Here is a 25,327-nt window from a genome sequence, read left to right on the forward strand (position 1 = left end):
GGTTCCCGAATGGACTGGAGAAAAGCCCCCGATTTGGTATACAATATGCTCTCATGTGAGTTGTTCTCGAGATCCCGTTCTTTTGACATAACTTCAGTTGGGGGAGACGGTCATGAACCGGAAGCCATGGCAGGGGGCCAAATGGCCCGAGGGTGTTCCCTACGACGTCGAGGGATGGCGACAACCACTTTTCTCACTCCTGGACAACTCCGCACGCGAGTTCCCTGACGCCGCCTTCACCATCTTTCAGGGCGCGATTCGTACTTTCCGCCAGGTCAAAGACACGGCAGACCGCCTCGCTCATTTTCTGGTCGGCCGGGGAATCAAACGGGGAGATCGCGTAGCGATTTTCCTCCCCAACATCCCTCAATACGTTCCCATCTTCTTCGGCATCCTGAAATCCGGAGGCGTGTGCGTTACTTGCAATCCGCTCTACAAAGCTTCGGAATTGAAGTACCAGCTCGCGGATTGCGGCGCCAAAGCGGCGTTCGTCATGGATCATCCGGCTTTCTATCCCATGCTGTCGGAAGCGGCAAAAGGGACCGCCGTGGACACGATCGTGGTATGCAACATCAAATCCTACCTGCCCACCCTGAGAGGATTCCTGGGATCCATGCTCGGTAAGATTCCCAAGGCGGACCGGCACGAACCCGGGCATTTGATGTTCGACGACGTGGTGGCGTCCGCGGAGCCCCACCCTCCCGACATATCCATTGATCCGACAAACGATCTGGCGCTTGTCCTTTACACGGGAGGGACGACAGGCGTGCCCAAAGGAGCCTGCCTGACCCATGCAAGCCTGACGTACAACGTGATGAGTTCCCAAGAGTGGATCCGCCTTCCCCCGAGTCCCGGCGCGGCGCCTCGGAAAGCGGTCAAGGGCGGAGCCCATACCTATCTCGGCGTACTCCCGTGGTATCACAGTTTCGGTTTGACCCTGTGCATGCTTATGGCCACGATCAATGCGTCCCGGCTGGTGTGCATACCGGATCCCCGAGCGGGAAAACCCCCTTTCACGGAGGTGATCAAGTCCATTCAGGATTACAAGATCACGATTGTCACCGCAGTTCCGACGATCTACTCGGCGTTTCTGAACCACCCCCTCGTCGACAAATTCGATCTTACCTCCATCGTGGGCTGCGGGTCGGGAGCCGCACCGCTCCCGGTCGAAACGCTCAAACAGTTCGAAGAGAAAACCGGGGCGATTATCTTCGAAGGATACGGACTCACGGAGACCGGGCCCGTGGTGACCATAAATCCCACGAACCTGGAACATCGAAAAATAGGCACCGTGGGAATGCCCATTCCGGGGTGCGAAATTCGAATCCTTGACCTCGAAGAGGGCATGAACGAGAAAGCCTTGGGAGAAGACGGCGAAATCGCGGTTTCAGGTCCGCAGGTCATGAAAGGCTATTGGAGCAAGCCGGAAGAGGATCGAAATGTGTTTCGCGAAATCGACGGCAGGCGCTTTTTCCTGACCGGAGACATCGGTCATCTGGACGACGACGGTTTCCTCACTATCACCGACAGGAAAAAGGACCTGATCATTGTGGGAGGGTTCAACGCCTACCCGAGGGAGATCGAGGAAGTGCTGTACGAACATCCGAAAGTCGCCCAGGCTGCCGTGGTGGGCGTACCCGACTCCCGTACCGGGGAATCGGTGAAAGCATTCATTCAATTGAAACCGGGTGCGCAAGCCACGGAGGAGGAAATAATCGGTTTCTGCCGGGAGCGCATGGCCGGTTACAAGAGGCCGCGATCCATCGAGTTTCGAGACGCGTTGCCGATGTCAACCGTGGGAAAAGTGTTGAGAAGAGTGCTCAGGGACGAGGAACGAAAGAAGCATGGAGCCGCATGATGGGTACTCCGGAACGGAGGGGATCGGATTTCCAATAGACGCAACGAGGCCGGCTCGTTCTCATCGCTTTCTGGCAAACGATCGCTCTTTCTGATATACAGAGCTGAGCCGAATGGCAGGCTTTTCGGCCGAAACCGCTCAGAGCGTCCCGCTTTTTTCCCCGGAGGTCGTCCGTGACATCATTTTCCGAAACCGCAGAAGATCGGATCCGATCCAGGATGCGTCGGCCTGATAGGAACATCCTCGACGCCATTCTTGCCTCTTCCTGGACTTCACATAACATTCCACTGACCGACACCCTGAGCACGTTGGGTGACAAGCGCCCGCTCATTACGGACGACGAACGGGTTCTGGCCATCCAGGGCAGCGTGCGCAAGCTCATTCACAGGGACCCCAAAGACATCCGCTGCCTGGATCTGGGATGCCTCGAAGGCGGCATATCCTTCGCCATGGCGCGTTTGGGCGTGCGTACGCTGGGAATGGAGGCCAGGCGGACCAACTTCGAAAAATGTTCCCTGATCGCCGATTACTTCGAACTACCGAACCTGTCGTTCATTCAGGAAGACGTCAAGCACATCTCCCGCCTCCGGCTCGAACCATTCGAGGTCATCCTCTGCTGCGGCATCCTGTACCATCTCGATACGCCGTTCGACACCATCGAGGACCTGTCCGATCTTTGTACCGACACGGGACTTTTGTTTCTGGACACCCATTTTGCTCCCGGGCCCGGCGCCATGGATCATTGCAGGTATAAGAACGATCTCGGGGAACTGACCTGCGTGGAATTCGATGCGGAGCCCTATTGGGGAAGATGGTACACGGAATGGGAAAACGAGCCCACGGACGAGCACCATCCATGGGCCGCCGTTTCGAACGCAAAGTCGTTCTGGCCCACGCACGAATCCCTTATCAAGGCCCTCTACTATTCAGGATTCAGACAGATTTACGAACTTTACGGTGTATTCGAAATTGAAATGGAATATGCGGCCAAGGCTGAATTCTCCCGCGCCTATTTCATCGCCATGAAACAGTGAGTGCTCAGTTGGAGTACATTCGGAGCAGGATGGCTGAAACGCAGGAATACGGCGTCCGGCAAGCGACCCGCCTGAACCGCCATTCGACTTCCACCAGCGGATAGCGGCTTCTCGGCAAGGGCAGCTCAACATCCACGGAGAGTGACTCTCCTCGGATGTCTTTTTCCACGCTGCGCTCTCTTCCTTCGAAATCCCGAACCGTAATCCATATCGTGTTCGGCGCATTCAGCAGTCGTTCCGGAACGGCCAAGTCCAAGCTTACCTTTTCAGCCGCCTCGCCCGTCTTCAGGTATAGCACGCCGTGGTCGGAAAGCGCCCCGTCTTTGGAGATGCCGAAGCCGGGTAGATCCCCAGCTTCACCTCCCGCATGATACTCCTTTTGCGTGCCGGTGACACAATCGCGGATGTATTCGTCCACTTCAGCATCCGTTATCATGTGACGGTTTTCCGCCTCGAAGTTTGCCAGAACCTCCTGATCGCTCTCTCCGTAAAGCGGGGTTGGGATCGCCTGCATTTTACCCATCTGATGCATTAAGCCCAGTGCAATGATTCCGTTGAACCAGGCGCTGGGATGCCCGTCACGAGGAGACTCGGAAACCAGGCGACGCTTGTCTTCCGCATAGGAGCCGAACGGCAGGAACAACACGGGGACGGTGGGGGGAGTCCGCTCCGAGACGAGAGCAAAAAGGGCGGGTCTGATGTCGATGATCAGCAGGAGTACTCCGATTCCCTGTTTCTTTTCAAATTCCTCTATAACCTGCAAGTTATGCCGGTGACGTTCTAAAACAAAGGGCATGGGATAGCTCGCGTACTTTCCCATCAAGGTCAAGGGCGCGGACTCGGGGTTCTGCGGACTCAGATAATAGCCAAGAACACCCGGGGGCACGACTCCGCCAATATCTTCCGCATCGTTGGTGCACATCGCCCATATAATGAAGTCCGGATCCAGAATGCTCCAGTGGCTCCCGAGAAAAGCGTCTTGACTGCGCACGTTCCATCCCGGCATCGCCACGGTAATCACTTCGTACTCTCGTCCCTTCACCCTGGCTGAAAGAAGCGTCCGCAGTTGGTGTTCCAGTTTGTCCTTCTCTTCCAACAGCCACCCAAAAAACCATGAATCCCCGACAAGCAGGATCCGCTGTACTCCGGCCTTCTTGGGTTTCACGGGAGCGCCGCGCAGTCCTAAGGAATTCACGGGATACGGACGGTCGAGAAGCCCCCAGAGCGTGGCTTGCTCCATATGGGGGTTTAACACAAAACCAATGTGTCCCTTCTGATGCGGGTATAATGCATGATCCGTCCGTTGCCCCTGGAAGAGCCTTTCCTGGACCGCTCGAGCTGAAAGCAACTCGGTTTCCAACGACTTTATGCGAGAGAAATTGAAATACAGGTACGAGCCGCATAAAACGGCGAGCGTGAGGCTCACGGACGACAGAATCAACAGGAAGCCGATCAGTCGGTTCGATGGCGGCAACTGGTTCACCTGGAATCGGTTCCCTCCTCGTAAGCTGCGTTGTCGATCGGCTCGAATGGATCGAGGAGTCTCTTTTCCAAACCAATAGAGGATTCTAGCTCCCCAGCATCCCTTTTTTCAAACTTGAATCCGCCGGTTTCTCACCGAGCCAGATCGAAAACACGGCCTTCTTGAAATCAAACCCTTCTATGTTCCCCAATAATTGCCCATTCCTCGTTACGGTGATTCCCTTGCCGGGGATGTAGATGATGTCGTACACATCGTTCGACTTGGCCTCTTCGGTGAAAAGACCATTGAACCGGTCCACCTGGTTCTTGATAGGAGCGAGGTCGCCACCCGTAGCGTTGTTGAAGCCTTAATTCCAGGACTCGACCAGTTTCTCCGCGGATACGCCGTCGTAGATGAAGTGCATACGAATCGCCATCGGCTCGTCCGCGTCAATAATGGCTCGGGCGTCCGAGTTTGCCTGCTTCAAGTACAGGGCCCCGGAATAAACCTTTATAAACACTTTCTTACGTAACCCTGCTCCGTTTAACGCCAATTGAGCATCCCCGGCCATCATCGAATCGGGCAGGTTCACCCCTCCGATTTCTTTGGCGGCAGAAACGGACGTCATCATGAATACGCTCAACAGCACCCAACACAGTCTTCTGTACATGGTCGGCTCCTTTCTAGTGAGCTAAGAAACACACCGTGAACGCACGTGCATCCATTCCCTGATCGTGCATTGCGCACGCCTGACATTCCATTGATACGGATTCGGCTTTTTCCCGAACGAAGTCACAGCCTTCGAAGGAGTCCGGTTCTCCGGGCACCGGGATCTTTTTCAGAAATCGATGACCACGCGTTCTTCTCAGGGCTACCCGTTTTGCCGAATCCGTTGGATCAGTCCGGATATGGAAGCTACCGGCTCGAGGGGTATGGCCACCACCCGCCCTCCATGACGCTCCACCACTTCTCTGCCGCGTATCTGACTGTGCGAGTAATTCGCACCTTTGGTGAGCACGTCAGGTTTGAGCTGATCGAGGAGTTCTTTCAAGTCGGGAGATGAAAACAGACAGAGAAAATCAACCGAATCCAGCGCCGCCAGGATCCGCAGGCGTTCGTCCTGTTTCAATATGGGTCGACCGTCACCCTTCAGTTTTTGGATGGACTCGTCGTCGTCCACTGCAACGATCAGTACATCGCCCAACCTCTTAGACGCTTCCAGAAGCCGGATATGCCCCGCATGAAGCAAGTCAAAACACCCGTTGGTAAATACCACGGTTTTTCCGCGTCTCTTGAGTTCTTGGACTTCCTGAATGAGGCCGCCGACTTCACGGATCTTCCGTGTCAGCGGGTCGCGGCTTCCCAAGAGCGCTTCCCTGAGTTCTTGCGGGGTGAGCGTTGCCGTCCCCACTTTACCCACAACGATTCCTGCGGCCGCGTTGGCCAGCGCAGCGGAACGCTCCAGACTGAATCCGGAACTTATCCCCAGCCCCAGAAACGAGATCACGGTGTCTCCCGCACCGGAAACGTCATACACTTCCCTGGCCGTAGCCGGAATATGAACCTGCTTCCCGTCTGAAGTGAAGAGGGCCATACCTTTGGCGCCAAGCGTCACCAATATATGGGTGCTATCCAACTCCCGTCGTAGCCGGTTCACTGCTTCCTTGAGGGAATCCTCGTCGTCATCAATATCGACGCCCGAGGCCAACGACGCCTCCTTTCGGTTCGGTGTGATAATGGTGGCCCCTGCGTACCGCTTATAATCGACGCCTTTGGGGTCCACAACGATAGGTTTGCGCTTGGATGCAGCTAACTGGATCAGCTCGCGAAGCACGTCCTTGGAAAACATGCCTTTGCCGTAGTCGGACAGCAGGACGGCATCCATCGAGTCTATGATTCCCCGGGCGCGTTCGATCACATCCGATGCCAATCCGGGCGACAGAGGAAGCCGCAGCTCCCGGTCAACCCGCATCATCTGATGGTTGCCTGCGATAATTCGAGTTTTTTGGGTGGTAACCCTCGTTTCGTCTTCCACGAGATCTCGAGTATCCACACCCAGATCCTCGAAGCATTGTCGGATACGTGCGCCGGCCGCATCGGCTCCCAGGACTCCTATGACAAACACGGTTTGCGCGAACGACACAAGGTTCTTGGCGACATTCCCAGCCCCCCCCAAGGCGTCGGTCTCATGGGTCACTTCGAGAACTTGCACCGGAGCTTCCGGAGAAATTCGGTTCACCGCCCCCCAGATGTATCGATCCAGCATCAAGTCACCTATAACCAGGAGTCTGGAAAGGGAAAACCGGCTGAGCATATCTTCGACTTGAAGGCCGCTAAAATTCAATTCACAAGGATGATCCGTCATCAGCATGGGACCTCGGATGTTTTTCAAACTGACTATGCATACCCTGAAAAAAGCGGGTTTGTAAAGCGAGATTGAGTGGTTTGACCACGCGCTGACTCGCTTCAAACAGCCCATCCCAAGAGCGCGACGCGCGCATTGATTTTGCTTGACAGTGTCGCCTAAGTTTAGGATAGTACAATGGAAACGATCCAGGAATACGAGGGAGCCGCAGTGAAACGCAATGCGAAAATTCTGATCATAGACGACGATTCGGATTTTATCGAAAGCACCAAACTGATTCTCGAGTCGGGTGGGTATGAGGTAGTCGTCGCCAAGAACGGAACCGAAGGCCTCGAACTGGTTACGCTTGAGGACCCCGATTTGATTATCTTGGACATTATGATGGATTCCATGTTCGAGGGCTTTAACGTCAGTGCGGCTCTGAAGATGACCACCGAATACATAGACTACCGGGACACTCCCGTTCTCATGGTCAGCTCGGTCAGAACCGAGTATGGTGACCGATTCGACGTTCCGGAAGGTGCGGAAGGCATTCAGGGCGATGCTTATATGGATAAGCCGGTGGAACCTAAAGCCTTTCTGGTCAAGGTCGCGGAACTGCTCAACGCTCACTGACCCTCATTTCGCGCCCGTCAATACTCGTGCCGAAGGTTCCGCTCTTTCTGAGCGAACAATATTGACCTGGTCGCATGCATGGGATCTCACTCTTAAATGATCAGACCATGTCCCGGGAAAAGGAACTTGACAAAGAAGGCTGGCGAAAGCAGTTCTTGACCAATGAGCCGCGTCTGAGCGAAGCTGTCGAAGAGTACAAGGCTCTGGGCTTCGAAGTCCGCCTCGAAGCGGTGGACCTGGACGACGACGATGGCACGTGTAAGGCTTGCCTCAAGTTCGCGCCCGATGAATTCAAGGTGATCTACACGCGCAAGACCCCTCCCGCCAACTGAGACGAAGATCTTTTCTGACCCGCCGTCATCGGTAGTTCATGTCAGGGTAAGGCGCTTGGGCTCGTTGGACGTCGACGGGCATTCCGGATGTCGGTTGAGGGGGTCGGTTTCGCCGGAAAAACGGAGACTTCGACAACGGACATGCGGATCTATCCCGCCTTGCCATGGATTGCGTGATCGCCCGTCCTGGACACGCTTTCAGGCTCTCCAAACTTCCGGAACCGATGTCGCCTTCTTATCGTCGGCATCGTCGTTAGAGGAGAGCGCCGCGAAATCGGTCGGGAGCTCATCCTGCATTCCCGATAAGCGTTCAAGGAGCGTCAAATGCCCCATCCGAAGGAAAGTCACTGGGTTCGAGTGCATGTTGTGGAAAACCAATTCGAAGCGGACCAGCTCGCGCACGCCTTGAAAGAGGAAGGAATCTCGGTCTGGATCAAAGAGTATAAAGATACTGCCTACGATGGGCTATATGTATCCACAAAAGGGTGGGGAGGGCTTTATGTGCCCGAGCCGGACCAGGTTCGAGCGGAAGCGATTATTGAAGAAACGGGGAAGGCGTTCGACGAACCGAAGTAGCGGGTTTTAGGCGCCCGGATACCCGCGTTCTTTTTCCGGGAACCGTAAATCGCCCTAAGACGATTCGTCCTCCGTCCTGGGTTCCCCACCTTTCCTCAGGCGGAAAAGCGTCTCCCTCACGGAGGAGCGGAATGCGTTGTCCGGAGTCGAACCGTTTCCGTCTAATTCGGGACATTACCACGAATGCGACATGGCCCCCGGCCGGCACGCGGAAACGCACGGCAAGGGAGGACGTTTTGCCGCAGGTTTACACGGACCGCACTCGTATTTGATCTTTTTCCGGCGAGCATCGGAAACAACGGCCACGGGCTCCTCACGGAAAGGGTCATTCGGATCTTCATTCAGAACTTCAATCACTCCGGCGGGACAGGCTTTGGCACAGTCGCCGCAGCCGTTGCACTCGTCCGTATCTATGGTTATGAAATAATCTCCGGACCCGTCCGTATACCCGTAATTCGCTAACATATGTTTCCTATCAGGAATTTGTTGACCGGATCGACTGACGAGCAGTTCAGGTTTGGTCTACAGGGTGGTTCGGTCGGCAGGAGCCTCTATCCAGGTCCACCACATCCCGCCTCCCCGTTACAGGCGACGGTCCGAAGGCGGCCATTCCGCCACATCGAGCTGTAAATCATCACAGCATCGGATGCGTCACCAGCGAGTTTACTCAAGCCTTTTCCGCAAGTTGACGAAATTGCTTCGATCGAAGCCGAGGGTTTTGAAGAAAGAAAGAATGTCACCCGAATCCCAGCGAACCGCCGTGTATACGTCAAGCACGCCTTTGCTTTTGCAGAACTCGAACAAACGCTCCCCAATCGCCTGTCCGATACCCGTACCCATGTGTTTTGGGTCGACGGCCATCATTTCGATCCAGAAACTTTGTCCCAGCCCGAAGGACCCGAGTTTGATCTCTCCCATCATGAAACCCAATACCCGCCCTCCCATTTCCGCCACGAAGCCGACTCCTCTGTTCTTCTCGAGGTTCTCGCGGACCAGCATTTCTACTACCGACGGGCTGGGTTTCCGGGTGATTTCGCCATGAATTCGAACAACTTCTTCGACGTCTTCCTCGCGTAATTCTCTGACTATAAGACCTGGGATCATAAAGGAACCTTTTGGGGCCGACCGTTCAATCGATGCGGATTATTTTTACGTGCTTACCCACCCAGTCGGGGGGTAGGTACACGCGGCCACTGTTGCCGCTGAGCTTTACTTCTTTGTCGATCATTTCTTCGCCGTAAACCTCAAACCGCACCCTGTTCCTGTTGGGAGTTTCCTCATCCATTTGAGATTCTCGCTGGCTGTTCGGTGGATCTTTGGGTTTCATGATGTTTTCTTAATATTCATCACAGGTTAAACTACTCTTTAGCTACAATGTGACTGTATGATAGCTCTTCGGCGTTGTCAAGGAAAAAGCACCGGCCGGTTCCTGATCAGACGGCTGCTGGTAAGGGTTCGAGGCCGAAGCACGTTTCACCGATATGGGCTTCTTCCGGGGACTTTCACCAATCAGCGGACCATCGAGCGGGCTCCGGAGGCCCAAGACAACCCGGTTTTTGTTTGAATTTTCCTGTTTGATCTAGTATTCAGGTAACGCTTTAAGATTCTTTTCATTTTAAGCGACCTAGCGATCCGACGTCCGGTCGGTACACGTACGAGGTGCGAGGGCCCGTTACGCTTATGACCAAAAAACGCGGCAATATTCTAGACTTGATTGGCAACACGCCACTGGTGGAGATCCATAAACTCCGGCCCAAGAACAACGTGCGGATCATGGCCAAACTCGAATTATGCAATCCAGGGGGATCGGTGAAAGACCGCGTCGCCTTGTCCATGATCGAGGGGGCGGAGTCTCGTGGTGAACTGCCAGGAAAAACGATCCTGGAGCCTACCAGCGGGAACACGGGAATCGGGTTGGCCATGGTGGCGGCTGTCAAAGGATATTCGATCACTCTTGCCATGCCCGAATCCGCCAGCGTCGAGAGAAGAAGAATACTAGGGGCGTACGGAGCCGAACTTTTACTCACTCCTGCTCATCTTGGGACGGACGGCGCCATCGAGGAAGTTTACCGCCTGGCCCTCGAATATCCGGAGCGTTACTACGTGCCGGATCAATTCAACAATCCGGATAACATCCGTGCCCACTATCAAGGAACAGGCGTGGAGATCTGGGAGCAGACGCAGGGCAAAATCACCCACTTCGTTGCGTCTCTGGGCACCTCCGGAACACTGATGGGAACGAGTAAGCGGCTCAAGGAATTCAATCCCGACATTCGAATCGTGGGAATGGAGCCCTTTTTAGGGCACAAGATCCAAGGTCTCAAAAACATGAAGGAATCCTATAAGCCCGGGATTTTTGACCGAAGCGCACTTGACGAGACGGTGAACATCGAGGACGAAGAAGCCTTCGAAATGAGCCGCCGTCTGGCCCGGGAGGAAGGTATCCTGGTGGGCATGAGCGCCGGCGCCTCCATGGCTCTGGCATACCGAATCGCCCAGGAACTGGATGACGGGCTGATCGTGGTGCTCTTTCCGGACGGAGGCGAACGCTATCTCAGTACGACCCTCTTTCAGCACAAGCGGCCTTCCCAGCTCCAGTTCTTCAACACACTGACCCGCGATAAAGAGGATTTCACTCCCCTCCAGGAAGGCAAGGCGACCATATATTCGTGCGGGCCGACGGCTCACGAACTCCCCCATCTGGATACATGCCGCCGTATCGTATTCACGGACCTGTTGAGACGGCATCTCGAGTATCGCGGCTTCCAGGTCACGCATGTCATGAACATTACGGATATCGATGACAAGACCATCACCGGCTCCGAGGCTGCCGGAAAAGACCTGAAGACCTTCACCGAGGAATACATCAACGAAATTCTGAAAGACATCGACCTGCTGAACGTGAAGCGAGCGTCTCATTATCCGCGGCCCACCGAAACCATCAACGAGATGTTGGACATCACGAAAAGGCTTCTGGACAAAGGCTTCGCCTACGAGAAATTTCGGTCGGTTTATTTCGATATCTCCCGGTTCGGGAGGTATGGAAGGCTGTCCCGTGTAGACTTGAGCAAGATTCACATCGGCAAGACCGTGGATCTGGACGAATACGAAAAGGACAATCCAAGAGATTTCACTCTACTTAAACGTTCAACCCTCGCGGAACTCAAACGGGGGATCTTTTACAAGACTCCGTGGGGCAACGTACGCCCCGGGTGGCATATACAGTGTGCGGCCATGGCCACGAAACATCTCGGTGAGTCCATCGACATCCATACAAGCGGCTCGGACCTGATATTCCCCCATCATGAGAATGAGATCGCCATTGTGGAAGCTCTGACTGGAAAGCGGTTTGCCAACTATTGGCTGCACTCGGAACCCGTAATGGCTGATGGAAGGAAGATGTCCCGGGCCGAGGGAGGAAGCGTGACGTTCAGGGAACTGGTCCAAGCGGGCTACACCGGACGCGAAGTACGGTACTGGCTGCTCAGCCAACACTACCGTAAACCGATCAACTATTCCCCCGAAGCTCTCGAAATCGCTCGCAACACGTTGGGCAGACTCAACGAATGTATTCGAAGGCTGACCTTTGCAAAAGGCGGACCTGAGATTAAAGAGACTCCTCAGTTGCTGTACGAGGTAAAGAAAGGGTTCAGCAACGCCATGGACGACGATTTGAATGCACCCGGTGCGCTGGCTGCGTTATACTCGTTCGTGCGTCAGGTGAATTCCATGATCTCGAAACAAGAACTGAGCCGGGGGCAGATGAACGAGATTCTGGAGTTACTGAAAAGCTTCGATTCCGTGCTGAAGATTATGGATTTCCCTTCGGATCAACTCACCGAGCAAGAAGAGATACTCCTTGAAAAGCGGGAACTGGCCCGGCGGGAGAAAGATTGGAAGGAAGCGGACCGGTTGAGGAACGAGCTGCACGAAATGGGCGTTGTGCTCGTCGACGGTCCGGAAGGGACCCGATGGTATCGCGAAACCCACGACGAGAATGATTGACCCCTGTTTCGTAATTATGGGAGAACAACACGCACGGTCCTCGACTCATCTTTCCCGGACTGCGACAACAAGGCGCCTGTCAAAAAAGCGGGGCGCATGAATACGTAATGAGAGGCTCACGGTTCAAAATCACCTTAACAGCCCGTTGAAAAAGCCGGGTTGTTACAGGCCGTTGAAAAACCATATTGAAAACTCTTTTGGAGCAGGTCCGCCGGGGAGAGGTCTCCGTGGATCAGGGCGTCGAACGCTTAAAAATATACCCCTTCGAAGAGCTGGGGTTCGCCACGGTGGACCATCATAGACCTTTCCGTCAGGGTTTCCCCGAGGTGGTCTTCGGTCAGGGAAAAACCGTTCCGCAGATCGCGTCCATCGTCAAAAGCCTGGCATCGACAAACGACCGCGTTCTGGTAACCCGTTTGTCCCAGGAAAAGAGCGCCGAGCTCGTTAAACAGTTCCCCGATGCCGAATACAATCCGACGGCCCGGACGTTTGCCTTGTCCAGAAAGTCCGCGCGGCCCGATCCGGTGGGCTCGATCATGATCATCAGCGCCGGGACCTCGGACATGCCGGTGGCTGAAGAAGCCGTGAGCGTATCCCGGTTTTTCGGCAACGAAGTCATCCCTCTCTTCGATGTAGGCGTCAGCGGGGTTCACCGCCTTCTGGCGAAAAGGGCGCTGATGGAAAAGGCCCGCGTATTCATCGTGGTGGCCGGAATGGAAGGAGCGCTTCCAAGTGTCGTCGGAGGCTTGGTGCGGCGTCCCGTTATCGCCGTTCCCACAAGCGTAGGTTACGGCGCGAGTTTTGGAGGACTGGCGGCCCTCCTCGGCATGTTGAACTCTTGCGCGTCCAATGTGGCTGTTGTCAACATCGACAACGGATTCGGCGCCGCCTATCTGGCCTCTCTCATCAATCAAATGGACCGGATCTGAGGGGCCGTATATGTTGTGGAATCAATTTGTACGGCCCCGTATAACAGGCTGAAGTGAAGGTCTGTTGGTTGCTAACGTTCCTCGTCAAACCGGTAGAACGTTTTTTCCTCGTTTAAAAGCTCGGCGCCGTTCTTTCGGATGACCACCATTTCTTCCAGACGCACGCCGCCCCACTCGGGCAGGTAGATGCCGGGCTCGATGGTGATCACCATGTTTTCCGTGAGTTCGACAGGGAATATGCGTCTCAGGGACGGAGGCTCATGCGTGGCAATTCCTACGCCGTGACCCAGGGAATGCAGGAAGAACTCCCCATACCCGGCCTGGTCGATGACGTCCCGCGCCAATGCATCGGCTTCGTCGGTCTTCATGCCGGGTTTCAAGCCTTCGATGGCTCGTAGTTGAGCCTTTCTGACGATTCCATAGATTTCCCTGAACCGTTCGTCCGGTTCTCCAAGAAACACGGTTCGCGACATATCGGAACAGTACATGTCTTTCCTGGCCCCGATATCGAAAATGATGGGCTCCCCCTCCCGGATGTTACGGTCCGTGGGCACGGCATGCGGCATGGCGGCGTTGGGACCCGAGGCCACGATGGAGTCAAAAGCCACTCCCTGAGCACCGGAAGCCGTCATGGCCGACTCGATCATGGAAGCGACCTCCCGTTCGGTCATCCCCGGGCGGAGCTGTTCCAGAACTTCCTTGAAAGCCTTTTCCGTCACCCTCAGCGCGGCGACAACGCGGTCCAACTCATCAGGATCCTTTATCGATCGTAACGGTTCAACCACGTCTTCGGTTTTGACGAGCTCGACGTTCTTTTGTCCAAGCCCCTCTGAGAGTTTGTCGAACAGGTATACACTCAGATGCCGGCTTTCAATGCCCAATCGCCGGATGTTCGCCTTTGAAACGGCTTCTTGAAACGTGGGCAAAAGGTCCGCCGTGTAAACGTAGACTTGAAAATCCGGGCTTTCATTCCTCGCCTGGGTTGCGTACCGGCCGTCGGTGAGGATCGCTCGCGTGTCCCTTCCCACAAGCACGAAACCGCTGATTTCCATTACCTGAGGATCATCCGCCGCGAAGCCGCTGACATAGTACCTATTATAAGGTATAGAGACCAAAAGGCCGTCCAGACGAGATTCATCCAGACGTTCTCTCAGGCGATCGATTCTATTCATATATTGAGCCATGACCGATCCTCGTAAAGGTTTTGCAGTGTGGAGTCAATAAGAGATTGCCCGCCTGGTTTGAAGCCGCCTTTTATATCATCTTGCTTTAGATCCTGCTTCGGCTTTGCGTCAGGTTACATGGTTTCTTCACCCAGTATTTAATTGACACAAACGGGTTATTCTTTATTATAATGCAGAATTAACGTTGAGTTACAGTCCGAAATAAAAAGGGCGACCTGACATGCAACGCAAAGCTGACATCTCCCGGAAAACAAACGAAACAGATATAGAAGTCGCGGTGAACCTGGACGGAACCGGAGTCGCCAACATACGGACAGGCCTGCCTTTCATGGACCATATGCTGACCCTCATGGCGGCGCACGGTGCGATGGATCTCACCATCCGTGCGCAAGGCGACATAGAAGTCGATTATCACCACACGCTGGAAGATACGGGGATATGCCTGGGCCAGGCGCTGAGGCGCGCCCTGGGTGACTGTGCAGGCATCCATCGATACGCATCTCTTGCTTTGCCCATGGATGAAGCCCTGGTTTCCGTGGCGCTGGATATAAGCAATCGCCCATTCCTGGTTTTGAATCTTCCCCCGGCTCAAAGCGCCTCCTTGAATTTCGACACTCAGGTCATCAAGGAGTTCATGAGAGCACTGGTGCTTCAGGCAGGTCTGACCTTACATGTAAACTTGGTACATGGCGAGAATACCCACCACATCTACGAGGCATGCTTCAAAGGATTAGGCCGGGCGCTGAGACAGGCGGTGGCCCTGGATGAACGTTGTCCGGGTATACCTTCGACGAAGGGAACGCTGTAGCGCGGAAAACGATTCGCCGATCCCCGTTTTTCGACATAAGTAGGCCTTGTTTGTTCGAGGCGTGTTTCGTTACCTCAGACAGAAGACAACCATTCATTGATGATGTTTGTACGGGCACCGGACATTTATTCACATCACATGATAAGGAATCCTGGAAAATGAGCTGCAAAATCCCTCGGTGTTGCTCGGCAGTCCTTTGCGCAACCGTACTATTTCTCTCTTTTTCTTGCGCACGCGGTCAGAAAGCGGTCGAGCCCCAGACCCTCGACTACCGTTCCGTCGCAGTCTTGCCCTTTCAGACCGTCCGGCCTCCAGTGGGCCAGAATGTTGTTCGCTCCCCCTTTGGGGGTGGCACATACCTGGCAGGCAGTATAGACGAAGGAGCGGCGGTCAACATGGATCTTTTGTTGAGAGAGCGCCTCGATCGCGACCCGGGAATGATTTTCGTGGGAACTGAATGGAGCAAGCGCGTATGGCGCGAGTACGATATCGAATCGGGACCGGATAAGGAATCGTTGGCCAAATTTTCAAAAGAGATCGCGGAATCGACCGGAGCGGAAGTTGCGCTGTTGTGTCACTTGTTCGCCTTCGAAGACAAGAAGGGAACCGCTTATGGAGTCGAATTCCCGGCGTACGTAGCTTTCGATTTGGCCTTGCTCCGCCTGGCGGACAGCAGCGTTTTGTGGAGAGGATCTTTTGTGCGGCGACAGAAGGATCTGTCGAGAAACATTTTCGACGTGGGAGAGTTTGTCAAAGCCGGGGGACGTTGGCTGACCGCGAGCCAGCTCGCTGCTTTGGGACTTGACGAGGTCATGGAGACTTTCCCCCTCAAGCAGGGACGTTAGGAGATTTGTTTTGATTGTCATTCCGGCGGTGGACATAAAAAACGGTAAATGCGTTCGGCTGTTTCAGGGACGCATGGACAGAGAAACCGTATTTTCGGAAAATCCGGCTCAAATGGCGGAACGATGGCAGCGGTGCGGGGCGGAACGTTTACACGTGGTCGACCTCGACGGAGCCGTCAAAGAGAGCCCGCAGAACAGGCGCGCAATTCAGGAAATTTTGAAAGCGGTTTCCATACCGGTTCAGATAGGAGGCGGCATAAGGGATCTTCACAGCATCGAATCGTACCTGGATCTTGGATTGGATCGGGTCATTCTGGGAACCGTGGCGCAACAGAATCCCCAGCTGCTCGAGGAAGCGTGCAGGAGGTTTGAAGGAAAGATCGTTGCAGGAATCGATGCCCGGAATGACCGTGTAGCCGTTCAGGGTTGGACTGAAACAACGGCTGTGAATCCCTTCGATTTGGCGCGAAGTCTCGCAGCGTCCGGAGTGGCTGCCATCATATTCACCGATATCGGTCGCGATGGGATGCGTTCGGGCCCGAATATCGAAAGTACGAGGCGGATGTGCCGTACGGTACAACTACCGGTCATCTGCGCCGGAGGGATCCGGTCCCTGGACGATGTTCGTGAACTCATGCCGTTGGAAATGGAAGGCCTGGCCGGAGTTATCACCGGCAGAGCCATATACGAAGGCACGCTGGACCTTTCGGAAGCCCTCGCTTTGGTGCGGAGCCACCCTTCGAGCGTTCCGGATTAGGTGCATTTGGATCGGGCTGCGTCCAATGCCGGCGGGAACCGGGGTTTTTTTGTCGCGGCCGGGCTGAAGGCCGGGCAGGCGTCACATTCGTTGGAGGAAGCGGATATTTCCGGCGGGAACAGAAAATAGAAAAATAACTTGACAAAACGGTAATAATGAAGCATATTATATCTTTTAGTTGGATTGGATCGATACCTTACCGGAGGGAGTGATTATTACATGCCAGGCGTCCGTGTGAAAGAGGGCGAACCTTTCGAGCTCGCTCTGAGACGCTTCAAGAAACAGTGCGAAAAAGCGGGAATTCTATCTGAAATCCGAAAACGCGAACACTACGAAAAACCAAGCATCAGGAAAAAACGAAAAGCCTTGGCCGCCAAGAAACGCGCGCTAAAGCGGATGAGACGCATGCGGGGCTAACCTATGTCCCTCTACGAAACCCTGGATTCGGCGTTCAAAGAATCTTTGAAGTCCAGAGATGCTTTGAGGGTGTCCGTACTTCGCCTGGTTCGTGCGGCCTTGAAAAACAAGGAAGTCGAACTTATTAGAAAATTGGATGACGACGAAATCCTCAGGGTGCTTTCCTCCCAGGTCAAGCAGCGGAAAGAGGCTATTGACCAGTTCCGCCAGGGAAATCGGTCCGATCTGGCGGACAAGGAGGAACAAGAGCTGGCCATCCTGGAATCGTTCATGCCCAAGGCCCTCGACCGGCAGGAACTGCAAAACGGCATCGACGCCATTATTGCCGAAATGGGCGCTTCGGGCATGAAGGATATGGGCAAAGTCATGAAAGAAGCCATGCGTCGCTTCGCGGGACGCGCCGACGGAAAAGAAGTCAGCGAGATGGTCAAGAAACAGCTCGCCGGCTGAACTTCTTTCGGCGCTCGCGGCCGCAACCTGGAGTGTCGGCGGACATGAGGCAGAGGCTCTTGTATCACTGTGCGCACCGCCTGCCGACAAAGCGAGTCGGCTCGGCAAACAGTCGGAGCCTTCAATGTCATGTCGTACGGGAAACTCCGATAACGAGCTCTAAACTTGTACTGGGAGACGGCATTCGTATCCATCACGAAGTAATTCTCTTCGGAGTTCACTCAAGTGGTGACAACGCGTTACCGCGGGGCACCGGCGAGGAGGAAATGGCCTGAGTTGAAGATCTTCATTCAGGCCTTTTTCTATGGATCAAGAGAGTTTAGAGGATCTTGAGTACCCGGCGTTGCTCAGGCATCTCGCCGAGTATGCCGTGTCCTCCATAGGCCGTGAGCGGTGTTTGGCCATCAGGCCCAGCCACGACGAATCGACTGTACGTTCTCAGCTCAAAGAGGTCTCCGAAGTCCAAAGACTGCTGGACAGCGGCGCCGGATGTCCGTTGAGTTCGTTTCCCGAGGTGCGTCCGATTTTGGAACAGGCCTCCATGCCGGGGTTCGCACTGGAAGGCGAGGACTTTCTAAACGTATTGTCTTTCGTTCAGGCTTCTGAAAACGCGCGAGCTTTTATCCAGGAAGACCGTGCACCCTTCCCTTTTCTGGCTGCCTACCTCGCAAAACTGGTCTCCCTGAACGACCTGCAGCAAAGAATCGAACGCACAATCCATATCGACGGAACGGTTCGCGACGACGCCAGTCCTGAACTCGCCAGGATAAGGCACAGGCTCCCGAAAGAGAAACAGAAAATTCTCGATAGCCTCGAAGGGCTTCTCAGCAAGACTGTGCTCAAGGATGTCTGGCAGGATAAGCTCATCACCTTTCGGAACGATCGGTACGTAGTGGCTGTGAAGTCCGGTTTGCGTCATGCGCTGCCCGGCATCATCCACGACATGTCCCACAGCAGAGCCACCTGCTTCATCGAGCCTTCCCAAACCGTCGAACTGAACAACCAGTTGAGTATGCTGGTTCGCCAGGAGCGCGACGAGGTTCGAAGGATCCTCATGGCCCTTACGGATTGCCTCCGCTCGAATATGGACGCCCTACGGACCAATCTCGAGACATTATCCCTACTGGATATGATCTGGTCAAAAGGCAAAATGAGCCGCGCTCTTGACGCCGTCGAGCCCGAAATCGGTATGGTTGGGCCCGGTTATATCAACGCCACCCATCCCCTGTTGGCTTTTCGCTACAAACGCCTGGGAGGGTTTGCACCCAAACCGATCAACCTCGAGTTTCCGGAAGGGATTCGATGTCTTGTGGTTTCAGGGGCCAACATGGGCGGCAAGACCGCCGCGCTCAAGACCTTGGGACTCCTGAGTCTAATGGTCCAGTCGGGGTTGCACGCGCCCGCCGGGGAACCTGCCCATGCCGTGGTTTTTGACCAGGTATTCGCTGTAATCGGGGACAATCAGGACCTGGTGCTTGATTTGAGCACCTTTTCCTCTCAGATGAAACGGATCATGTCCATATTCGAAAAGATAAGTCCCAACTCTTTGGTCCTGCTCGATGAAATCTGCACGAACACGGATCCGGTCGAGGGAAGCGCGCTGGCGCTGAGCATCCTCGAGAAGCTGGATTCCATGGGCTGTCGAACCCTGGTCACAACCCATTACAACGGGTTGAAAGGATACGCCACCACCCGAAGTCATGCGATGAACGTGTCGGTGGACTACGAGGAAACGACGCACACGCCTCTGTATTCACTGACCTACGGTGTCCCGGGCGCAAGCAATGCCATTCAGATCGCACGGACGCTGGGGATGTCCCGGGAGATTTTGCAGGCCGCGGAGCATCATCTCTCCCCCGGTGACAAACGGACGATCCACTTAATCCAGGACCTGGACAAGACCTACCGTGAGTTGAAAGACACAGAAAAGCGGGTGCGGTTGCTGAAGAGCCAACTGGAAGAAGCCAAGAAGGCCTACGAGGGGCTTTCCCGTGAACTCGAACGCGAGCGTCATCGTATCCTCACCGAGGAGCGCGAACATGCGAAGCAGTTAGTACGTCGGGCGGAGTCCAACTTCCGAAGAATATTGCTGAAGGCGAAGCGCCCTCCGGAAGAAGCACCGGATACGACGGATACGACGGGGCTGCAGGATGAGCTGAAACGAGCGCAGAAGCTCCTGTTGGCGAAGTTGAATCCACCTACGCGAATACCCAGAAAGCCCCAATTGGAACGATTGGTTCCCGGCTGCAGGGTCAGAATCAAAGGCTCGAATCAGACGGGCGTCCTGGTGTCTCTGGATGATAACGGAGAAGCCGCACAAGTTATCATAAAGGGAATGAAGGTTCGGACTCAGGCCGTCAATCTTGAATTTGTTCAACCTGCCGCCCCGGTATCCGCGGGCCACCGGGTGGACGTGGATTCGTTCCCACACCCCACTCGAGAGGTGAACCTGCAGGGCATGACGGTTGAAGACGCGCTGCAATTTCTGGATAAGACCATAGACAGCGCCCTGATTTCCGGCGTCGATCAGATCGATCTCATACACGGTGTGGGCACGGGAAGACTGAAAGCGGCTATCCGGCTTTATCTCAAGGACCACGCCCAGGTCAAAGATTTTCGCCATAAGGAACCTCACCTGGGCGGTGTGGGAGTCACTGAAGTCGAACTTAGGACGTGATCGGCAGAAACGGAAATGGCCCCTGACGACACATTGGAAGAAGTAAGACGTGCGGCGGACATCGTCGAGACGATCTCTTCCGTGGTGCCCTTGAAGAAAGCGGGAGCGTATTATCGAGCGCCATGTCCGTTTCATAAGGAGACTAATCCCTCGTTTACGGTGAATCCGACCACCCAAACCTTTTACTGCTTCGGCTGTCAAGAAGGTGGTGACGTATTTTCCTTTTATATGAAATATCACAACCTTTCTTTTGGCGAAGCCGTGCGCGAGCTGGCGGCTCGATTTGCCGTGCCCCTTTCGTACAAAGGAGGAAAGAGGCCGAAGGATTCGAAGGAAAATGAAGAAAAGCAGAGGCTGTACGAACTCAATGAGCTTGCCGCTTCGTATTACCACCGAAGCCTGCTTCAAGACGATCAAGGCCGGCCGGCGCGCGACTATCTCGAAAAACGAGGTATCGGAAAAGAGATCATTCGTGAATTTCGCCTGGGATTCGCACAACCGGGATGGGATAATTTAGTAAACGTTTTCAAGCGTAAAGGAGTCGATCTTTCTGAGGCGGTAACGGCGGGGCTTCTCGTTCCGGGCAAGAAGACAAGTCACTATGACCGTTTTCGCGAGCGGATTATTTATCCCATCATGGATCCCCAGAACCGGGTAATGGGTTTAGGGGGACGGGTGATGGACGAAACCTTGCCCAAGTACCTGAATTCGCCCGAAACGCCCATTTATCACAAAGGTCGGGCTCTGTACGGCCTGCACATGGGTTTGAAGGAGGGCAGACGGGCGGGACAATTGCTGCTTGTGGAAGGATACATGGATCTGCTTGCTCTCAACGCGTATGGCATCCGGAATGTCGTGGCGTCCTTGGGAACGGCCTTGACGCGCGAACAGGTTCGGCTCTTGAAGCGTGCGGGAGCGACCGTGGTGGTCGCATTCGATTCCGATGAAGCGGGCAGGAAAGCCGCCTTCAGGGCCGCGCCCCTATTTTTCGAGGAAGATGTCCGGGCTACCGCGCTTCAGTTCGATCCCGGGGAAGATCCGGATGAGTATGTGCGACGAGTGGGCAGGGAAGCGTTTCTTCGCCATCTGGATGACGCGGTTCCCATTATGGACTTTTGCCTGAACCGGGTCCTGAAAAGAGATATCCGCAGTGCGACGGACAAGGAAGATATCCTGGACGAGATCGTACCTCTCATCCGATCTCTTCGAGGCAGAATACAGCAGATGGAAGCCGTCGCCAGTTTATCCAGATCTCTGCAAGTGGATGATGAAATCGTCTGGAAGGCGGTTCAGGGAGGCTCGAAAAGAACGGATTCAGTATCTCAACCCGTTGTCCTACAGGATGTGTCTTTAAGAACGGAGGAGAACACGCTGGGGTTTTTCATTCGGAATCCCCAGTATGTTGCCGCTTTTCTGGAGGAGGAATTGGGCGTGCAGTTTAATTCGCAACCCATAAAAGCGCTCTTTGATTCTCTCTTGAACCTGTTCGAAGAGGAAGGCTCGATCGATGTCGCCAGACTGGTGGCGCGTCATTCCGATGCGGATTCCAAGAAGATCATCGCTCGATTGGTGGCGGGACAGGATGAAGGTGAGGAAGAGTACGCCGAGGAGATTGCGCGTGACCTATTACGTGCTTATCGACTTAAGAAGATATTGGAACAAGAAAAAAAACTGACGGTACGCATTCGGGAGGCCGAGAAGAACGAAGACTGCGAACTGCTACTGTCTCTACTGCGCGAGCAAAAAGAACTGATCGCGCAAAAAACACAAACCATGCAAGAGGATACCGTTTATGGCCAAGTCAAACATGGATGAGCTCAAGCGGTTAATTTCTTTGGGTAAAGAGAAGGGGTACATTACGTACGAAGAGCTCAATGACTCTTTACCGGATAACATTGTTTCGTCCGAACTCATCGACGACATGCTGATGATGTTCGATGAACTCGATATTCAAGTCGTGGACAGCCCCCAACAGTTCAAAATCAAGGCCGCTGCAGCGGATGCCGCCGCGGATCAAGACGCCGGAGACGTCAAACCGGCTGCCGACGCCATTGAGCCCGCCGGAAAAATCTCCGACCCGGTGAAGATGTATCTGCGCGAGATGGGCATGGTCTCTCTTCTCACCCGCGAAGGCGAGGTGGAAATCGCCAAACGGATCGAAGAGGGGCAGAAAATGGTCCTGGAGACGATTTTCACTTCCTGGCTGGGTCTCAAGGAACTCAGGGAAACTCGGGACCAACTGGTTCGTGAAGAGATCAAACCTAAGGAGATCATCACCGGAATCGACGACGACGAGGAGCCCTATTCCGAGGCTGAAAACAGGCTCAGACTGGACTTGCTGGAACGCCTGGACAAAGTCATGGCCATTGCCTCCGAGTACGAGCAACTCTTTACAAAGCAAGATTTCCCGGATCCGCTGGGCTATCTGAAATCGGACGACGCAGTCCAGATGAAGGACGAATCCTGGGTCGGCGAAAGCACTTGCTCTCCTGAATTGGAGCCTTGCAAAACGCGGATCATTGAAGTTCTATCGAATCTGAAATTCGACAATCGGCCTGTCCAGCGCGTCTCGGATAGACTCAGAAAAGAAGTGAAAAACATCCAACGAGCCGAGAGAGCCATCAGGAAATGTTCCGAGGAAACGGGCCTGTCCATTAGTAGCCTCGAGGAATTCTCCACGAGCGAGGGAGTCGAAAAGCGGTCGTCCTATTGTGAAAAAATGGGAATTCCCAAAGAGCTTCTGGAACGCGTATGTGAGGATTTCAGAAAGAACTTTAAAATCATAGAAGAGGCGCAATGTCGCTGCAGGACCACGGCCAGCATGCTCAAAGCAAACTATCGGCATATCTTGACAGGGTGGGAAGTCGCCAATAACGCCAAGAGAGAGCTCGTCGAAGCGAACCTGCGGTTGGTGGTCAGCATCGCCAAGAAATATACGAACAGAGGCCTTCAGTTTCTGGATTTGATACAGGAAGGCAACATCGGTCTCATGAAGGCCGTGGACAAGTTCGAGTATCAGCGCTGCTACAAGTTCAGCACATACGCCACGTGGTGGATACGTCAAGCCATAACCCGAGCGATAGCGGATCAGGCAAGGACGATACGAATCCCCGTTCATATGATAGAAACCATAAACAAGCTGGTCCGCACTTCGAGGTACCTCGTTCAAGAGTACGGACGGGAACCCACTCCTGAAGAGATTGCGGAAAAGATGGAATTCTCCCTCGAGAAAGTGCGAAAGGTCCTGAAAATCGCCAAAGAACCCATCAGCCTCGAAACCCCTATAGGCGAGGAGGAAGACAGTCACCTGGGGGACTTCATCGAAGATAAAAAGGTCATGTCGCCGTCCGAGGCGGTGATCAATCTGGACTTGAGCGAGCAGACCCGAAAAGTACTGGCCACACTGACCCCGAGGGAAGAGAAAGTCTTGCGGAAGCGATTCGGTATTGGCGAAAAAGCGGATCATACGCTCGAGGAAGTGGGCAAGGTCTTTGACGTAACCCGCGAACGCATTCGGCAAATCGAGGCCAAGGCGCTTCGCAAGCTCAGGCATCCCAGTCGGGCACGCAAGCTCAAAGCGTTTGTCGAGAGCTAGGCGTTTGCCGGCGTGTGCGGGTAAACGAGTACCCGCGCGTTGGCCTTTTTTGGCGGTTGCGACTGGGTTTTACTTGACAGGATTCCAAGACTGATCCTATAGATGTTGGAATTAACAAGCGGGCCCATAGCTCAGTTGGCAGAGCCACCGGCTCATAACCGGAAGGTCCCAGGTTCGACCCCTGGTGGGCCCACATTCATGGACGGAATCTCATACCTCTATAGAAGATCAGGGTCGCTTGTCGGCCTAAGGGGGCGTTCACCAAAAGGTACGCCCTCATCTTTATTTTTCGCCGGTTTGATATGTTAAGGGTCAAGGATGTCATAGGGTTTCTTGAAGTTTTGGCTCCTCCGCATTTGGCGGAGGATTGGGACGAAGTAGGACTCCAGATAGGAGATCCGGACCGATCCCTGGATTCGGTTCTTCTGGCCCTGGACCCTTCCCTCGAAGCTCTCCACAAAGCCAAGTCACTTGAATTTCAGCTCATCGTCACCCATCACCCTCTTTTCTTCAAGCCTCTAAAAAGACTCCATTACCACGATCCTGTCACCCAATTCGTCAAACTGGCTCTCGAACACGACATCGCCGTATTCTCCGCACACACCAACCTGGACGCAACCTCGGGAGGCGTAAACGACGTGTTGGCGCGTCTGCTCGGGATCGAGGTGCAGGACGTCCTCGCGGAGGAGCCGTCGGAACGCATGGCGAAGCTGGTAGTCTTCGTACCCGGAGATTTTCAGAACCTGCTGCGTCAGGCCATCTTCTCTGCAGGGGGAGGTAGGATCGGTAAATACTCCGGCTGCTCGTTCAATCTGCCCGGCGCCGGAACTTACACCCCCATGGAGGGGGCGGCGCCGTTCGAAGGAAAAGTCGGGGTGACGAGCGAAGCCGACGAGGTCCGCATCGAGGTGTTGGTGCCTCGCGATCGTATCCGAGAGGCCGTGGCCAAGGCCCGCGAGGTGCATCCTTACGAAGAGATGGCTTATGACGTGATTCCATTGTTGAATCCTACGCACTCGGGAGGAACGGGCCGATGGGGAAAATTATCCGAACCCACGACTCTCGAACATCTGGCGCGACGGATTTCCGAACGGCTGGGGCTGGAACGTATCAAGTGCGTTGGCGATCGCCTCAAACCCATTCGAACCGTCGCATTATGCGGTGGCTCAGGTGCGTCGCTGTATCCTCACGCGCTACGAAAAGGCGCGGACGTTTTTATTACCGGTGAGTTTACCTATCATCAGGCGTTGGAAGCATCCGCCCGCGGTTTGGCCCTGTTGGACGTGGGCCATTTCGCTTCGGAAAGGCCGGTGCTGAACGAACTATCCGTCATTCTCGATCGTCGGTTCAGGCCGCTTCTGCCGGAATTCAGGGCTGTGGTGTTCCAAGAAGAAAAAGACGTATTTCAGTATATATAG

24 protein-coding genes and 1 tRNA gene are annotated in these 25,327 nt (G+C 54.5%); 17 read left to right on the plus strand and 8 right to left on the minus strand.

Going from position 1 to position 25,327, the window contains the following annotated elements; genetic code table 11:
- The first annotated feature begins 112 nt into the window (after positions 1–112).
- Complete coding sequence (locus tag HY788_14050) at positions 113–1,858, plus strand: long-chain fatty acid--CoA ligase (protein MBI4775268.1); 1,746 nt, start codon at positions 113–115, stop codon at positions 1,856–1,858.
- Positions 1,859–2,031: 173 nt separating this feature from the next.
- Positions 2,032–2,892 (plus strand): methyltransferase domain-containing protein, encoded by an 861-nt coding sequence (locus HY788_14055; protein ID MBI4775269.1) that lies wholly within the window; start codon positions 2,032–2,034, stop codon positions 2,890–2,892.
- Positions 2,893–2,896: 4 nt separating this feature from the next.
- On the opposite strand, the gene HY788_14060 is transcribed toward HY788_14055, so the two are convergent.
- From HY788_14060 to rfaE1, 4 genes are all read right to left on the minus strand, one after another.
- A complete protein-coding gene (locus tag HY788_14060; protein ID MBI4775270.1) occupies positions 2,897–4,375 on the minus strand; it encodes an SGNH/GDSL hydrolase family protein in 1,479 nt (492 codons plus the stop codon).
- Between the two features lie 85 nt (positions 4,376–4,460).
- A complete protein-coding gene (locus HY788_14065; protein ID MBI4775271.1) occupies positions 4,461–4,685 on the minus strand; it encodes a chalcone isomerase family protein in 225 nt (74 codons plus the stop codon).
- Between the two features lie 36 nt (positions 4,686–4,721).
- Positions 4,722–5,024: a chalcone isomerase family protein gene (locus HY788_14070; protein MBI4775272.1), complete on the minus strand. Its 303-nt coding sequence runs from the start codon at positions 5,022–5,024 to the stop codon at positions 4,722–4,724.
- A 201-nt stretch (positions 5,025–5,225) separates the two neighbouring features.
- Positions 5,226–6,725: a D-glycero-beta-D-manno-heptose-7-phosphate kinase gene (gene rfaE1, locus HY788_14075; GenBank protein ID MBI4775273.1), complete on the minus strand. Its 1,500-nt coding sequence runs from the start codon at positions 6,723–6,725 to the stop codon at positions 5,226–5,228.
- Positions 6,726–6,896: 171 nt separating this feature from the next.
- Here rfaE1 and HY788_14080 point away from each other — a divergent pair, with 171 nt between their 5' ends.
- The 3 genes from HY788_14080 (at position 6,897) to HY788_14090 (ending at position 8,242) form a co-directional block, all read left to right on the plus strand.
- On the plus strand, positions 6,897–7,334 hold the full coding sequence (locus HY788_14080; protein ID MBI4775274.1) for a response regulator: 438 nt from the start codon (positions 6,897–6,899) through the stop codon (positions 7,332–7,334).
- A 107-nt stretch (positions 7,335–7,441) separates the two neighbouring features.
- Positions 7,442–7,666, plus strand: a complete 225-nt coding sequence (locus HY788_14085; GenBank protein ID MBI4775275.1) for a hypothetical protein — start codon at positions 7,442–7,444, stop codon at positions 7,664–7,666.
- Positions 7,667–7,990: 324 nt separating this feature from the next.
- On the plus strand, positions 7,991–8,242 hold the full coding sequence (locus HY788_14090; GenBank protein ID MBI4775276.1) for a DUF2007 domain-containing protein: 252 nt from the start codon (positions 7,991–7,993) through the stop codon (positions 8,240–8,242).
- Between the two features lie 174 nt (positions 8,243–8,416).
- On the opposite strand, the gene HY788_14095 is transcribed toward HY788_14090, so the two are convergent.
- The 3 genes from HY788_14095 to HY788_14105 all read right to left on the minus strand — a co-directional run bounded on the left by HY788_14095 (position 8,417) and on the right by HY788_14105 (position 9,527).
- On the minus strand, positions 8,417–8,707 hold the full coding sequence (locus tag HY788_14095; protein MBI4775277.1) for a 4Fe-4S binding protein: 291 nt from the start codon (positions 8,705–8,707) through the stop codon (positions 8,417–8,419).
- Between the two features lie 198 nt (positions 8,708–8,905).
- Entirely contained in the window at positions 8,906–9,346 is a 441-nt protein-coding gene (locus tag HY788_14100; protein MBI4775278.1) for a GNAT family N-acetyltransferase, read from the minus strand.
- Positions 9,347–9,371: 25 nt separating this feature from the next.
- Entirely contained in the window at positions 9,372–9,527 is a 156-nt protein-coding gene (locus tag HY788_14105; protein ID MBI4775279.1) for a DUF2080 family transposase-associated protein, read from the minus strand.
- Between the two features lie 395 nt (positions 9,528–9,922).
- On the opposite strand from HY788_14105, the gene HY788_14110 reads away from it, so the two are divergent.
- Both HY788_14110 and larB read left to right on the plus strand, forming a co-directional pair.
- Complete coding sequence (locus HY788_14110; GenBank protein ID MBI4775280.1) at positions 9,923–12,247, plus strand: cysteine--tRNA ligase; 2,325 nt, start codon at positions 9,923–9,925, stop codon at positions 12,245–12,247.
- A 182-nt stretch (positions 12,248–12,429) separates the two neighbouring features.
- Positions 12,430–13,176: a nickel pincer cofactor biosynthesis protein LarB gene (larB, locus tag HY788_14115; GenBank protein MBI4775281.1), complete on the plus strand. Its 747-nt coding sequence runs from the start codon at positions 12,430–12,432 to the stop codon at positions 13,174–13,176.
- Between the two features lie 71 nt (positions 13,177–13,247).
- Here larB and HY788_14120 read toward each other — a convergent pair whose 3' ends face one another.
- Positions 13,248–14,360: an aminopeptidase P family protein gene (locus HY788_14120; protein MBI4775282.1), complete on the minus strand. Its 1,113-nt coding sequence runs from the start codon at positions 14,358–14,360 to the stop codon at positions 13,248–13,250.
- A gap of 220 nt (positions 14,361–14,580) precedes the next feature.
- On the opposite strand from HY788_14120, the gene hisB reads away from it, so the two are divergent.
- The 10 genes from hisB (at position 14,581) to HY788_14170 (ending at position 25,327) form a co-directional block, all read left to right on the plus strand.
- Positions 14,581–15,168, plus strand: a complete 588-nt coding sequence (gene hisB, locus HY788_14125; protein ID MBI4775283.1) for an imidazoleglycerol-phosphate dehydratase HisB — start codon at positions 14,581–14,583, stop codon at positions 15,166–15,168.
- A gap of 395 nt (positions 15,169–15,563) precedes the next feature.
- The gene (locus HY788_14130; GenBank protein MBI4775284.1) at positions 15,564–16,013 is read left to right on the plus strand and encodes a hypothetical protein; all 450 of its coding nucleotides are present in this window, start codon (positions 15,564–15,566) and stop codon (positions 16,011–16,013) included.
- 10 nt (positions 16,014–16,023) lie between these two features.
- On the plus strand, positions 16,024–16,770 hold the full coding sequence (gene hisA / locus HY788_14135) for a 1-(5-phosphoribosyl)-5-[(5-phosphoribosylamino)methylideneamino]imidazole-4-carboxamide isomerase (protein ID MBI4775285.1): 747 nt from the start codon (positions 16,024–16,026) through the stop codon (positions 16,768–16,770).
- A 219-nt stretch (positions 16,771–16,989) separates the two neighbouring features.
- On the plus strand, positions 16,990–17,187 hold the full coding sequence (locus HY788_14140; GenBank protein MBI4775286.1) for a 30S ribosomal protein S21: 198 nt from the start codon (positions 16,990–16,992) through the stop codon (positions 17,185–17,187).
- A 3-nt stretch (positions 17,188–17,190) separates the two neighbouring features.
- Positions 17,191–17,637 (plus strand): GatB/YqeY domain-containing protein, encoded by a 447-nt coding sequence (locus HY788_14145; protein MBI4775287.1) that lies wholly within the window; start codon positions 17,191–17,193, stop codon positions 17,635–17,637.
- A 304-nt stretch (positions 17,638–17,941) separates the two neighbouring features.
- Entirely contained in the window at positions 17,942–20,314 is a 2,373-nt protein-coding gene (locus tag HY788_14150) for a Smr/MutS family protein (protein ID MBI4775288.1), read from the plus strand.
- A 15-nt stretch (positions 20,315–20,329) separates the two neighbouring features.
- Complete coding sequence (locus tag HY788_14155) at positions 20,330–22,129, plus strand: DNA primase (GenBank protein MBI4775289.1); 1,800 nt, start codon at positions 20,330–20,332, stop codon at positions 22,127–22,129.
- A complete protein-coding gene (rpoD, locus tag HY788_14160) occupies positions 22,107–23,909 on the plus strand; it encodes an RNA polymerase sigma factor RpoD (protein MBI4775290.1) in 1,803 nt (600 codons plus the stop codon). Before HY788_14155 ends, rpoD begins: the two co-directional genes overlap by 23 nt.
- A gap of 120 nt (positions 23,910–24,029) precedes the next feature.
- Positions 24,030–24,102, plus strand: a tRNA-Ile gene (locus HY788_14165).
- A gap of 109 nt (positions 24,103–24,211) precedes the next feature.
- The gene (locus HY788_14170; protein MBI4775291.1) at positions 24,212–25,327 is read left to right on the plus strand and encodes a Nif3-like dinuclear metal center hexameric protein; all 1,116 of its coding nucleotides are present in this window, start codon (positions 24,212–24,214) and stop codon (positions 25,325–25,327) included.

Source organism: Deltaproteobacteria bacterium, assembly GCA_016208165.1.
Taxonomy (GTDB): domain Bacteria; phylum Desulfobacterota; class Desulfarculia; order JACQYL01; family JACQYL01; genus JACQYL01.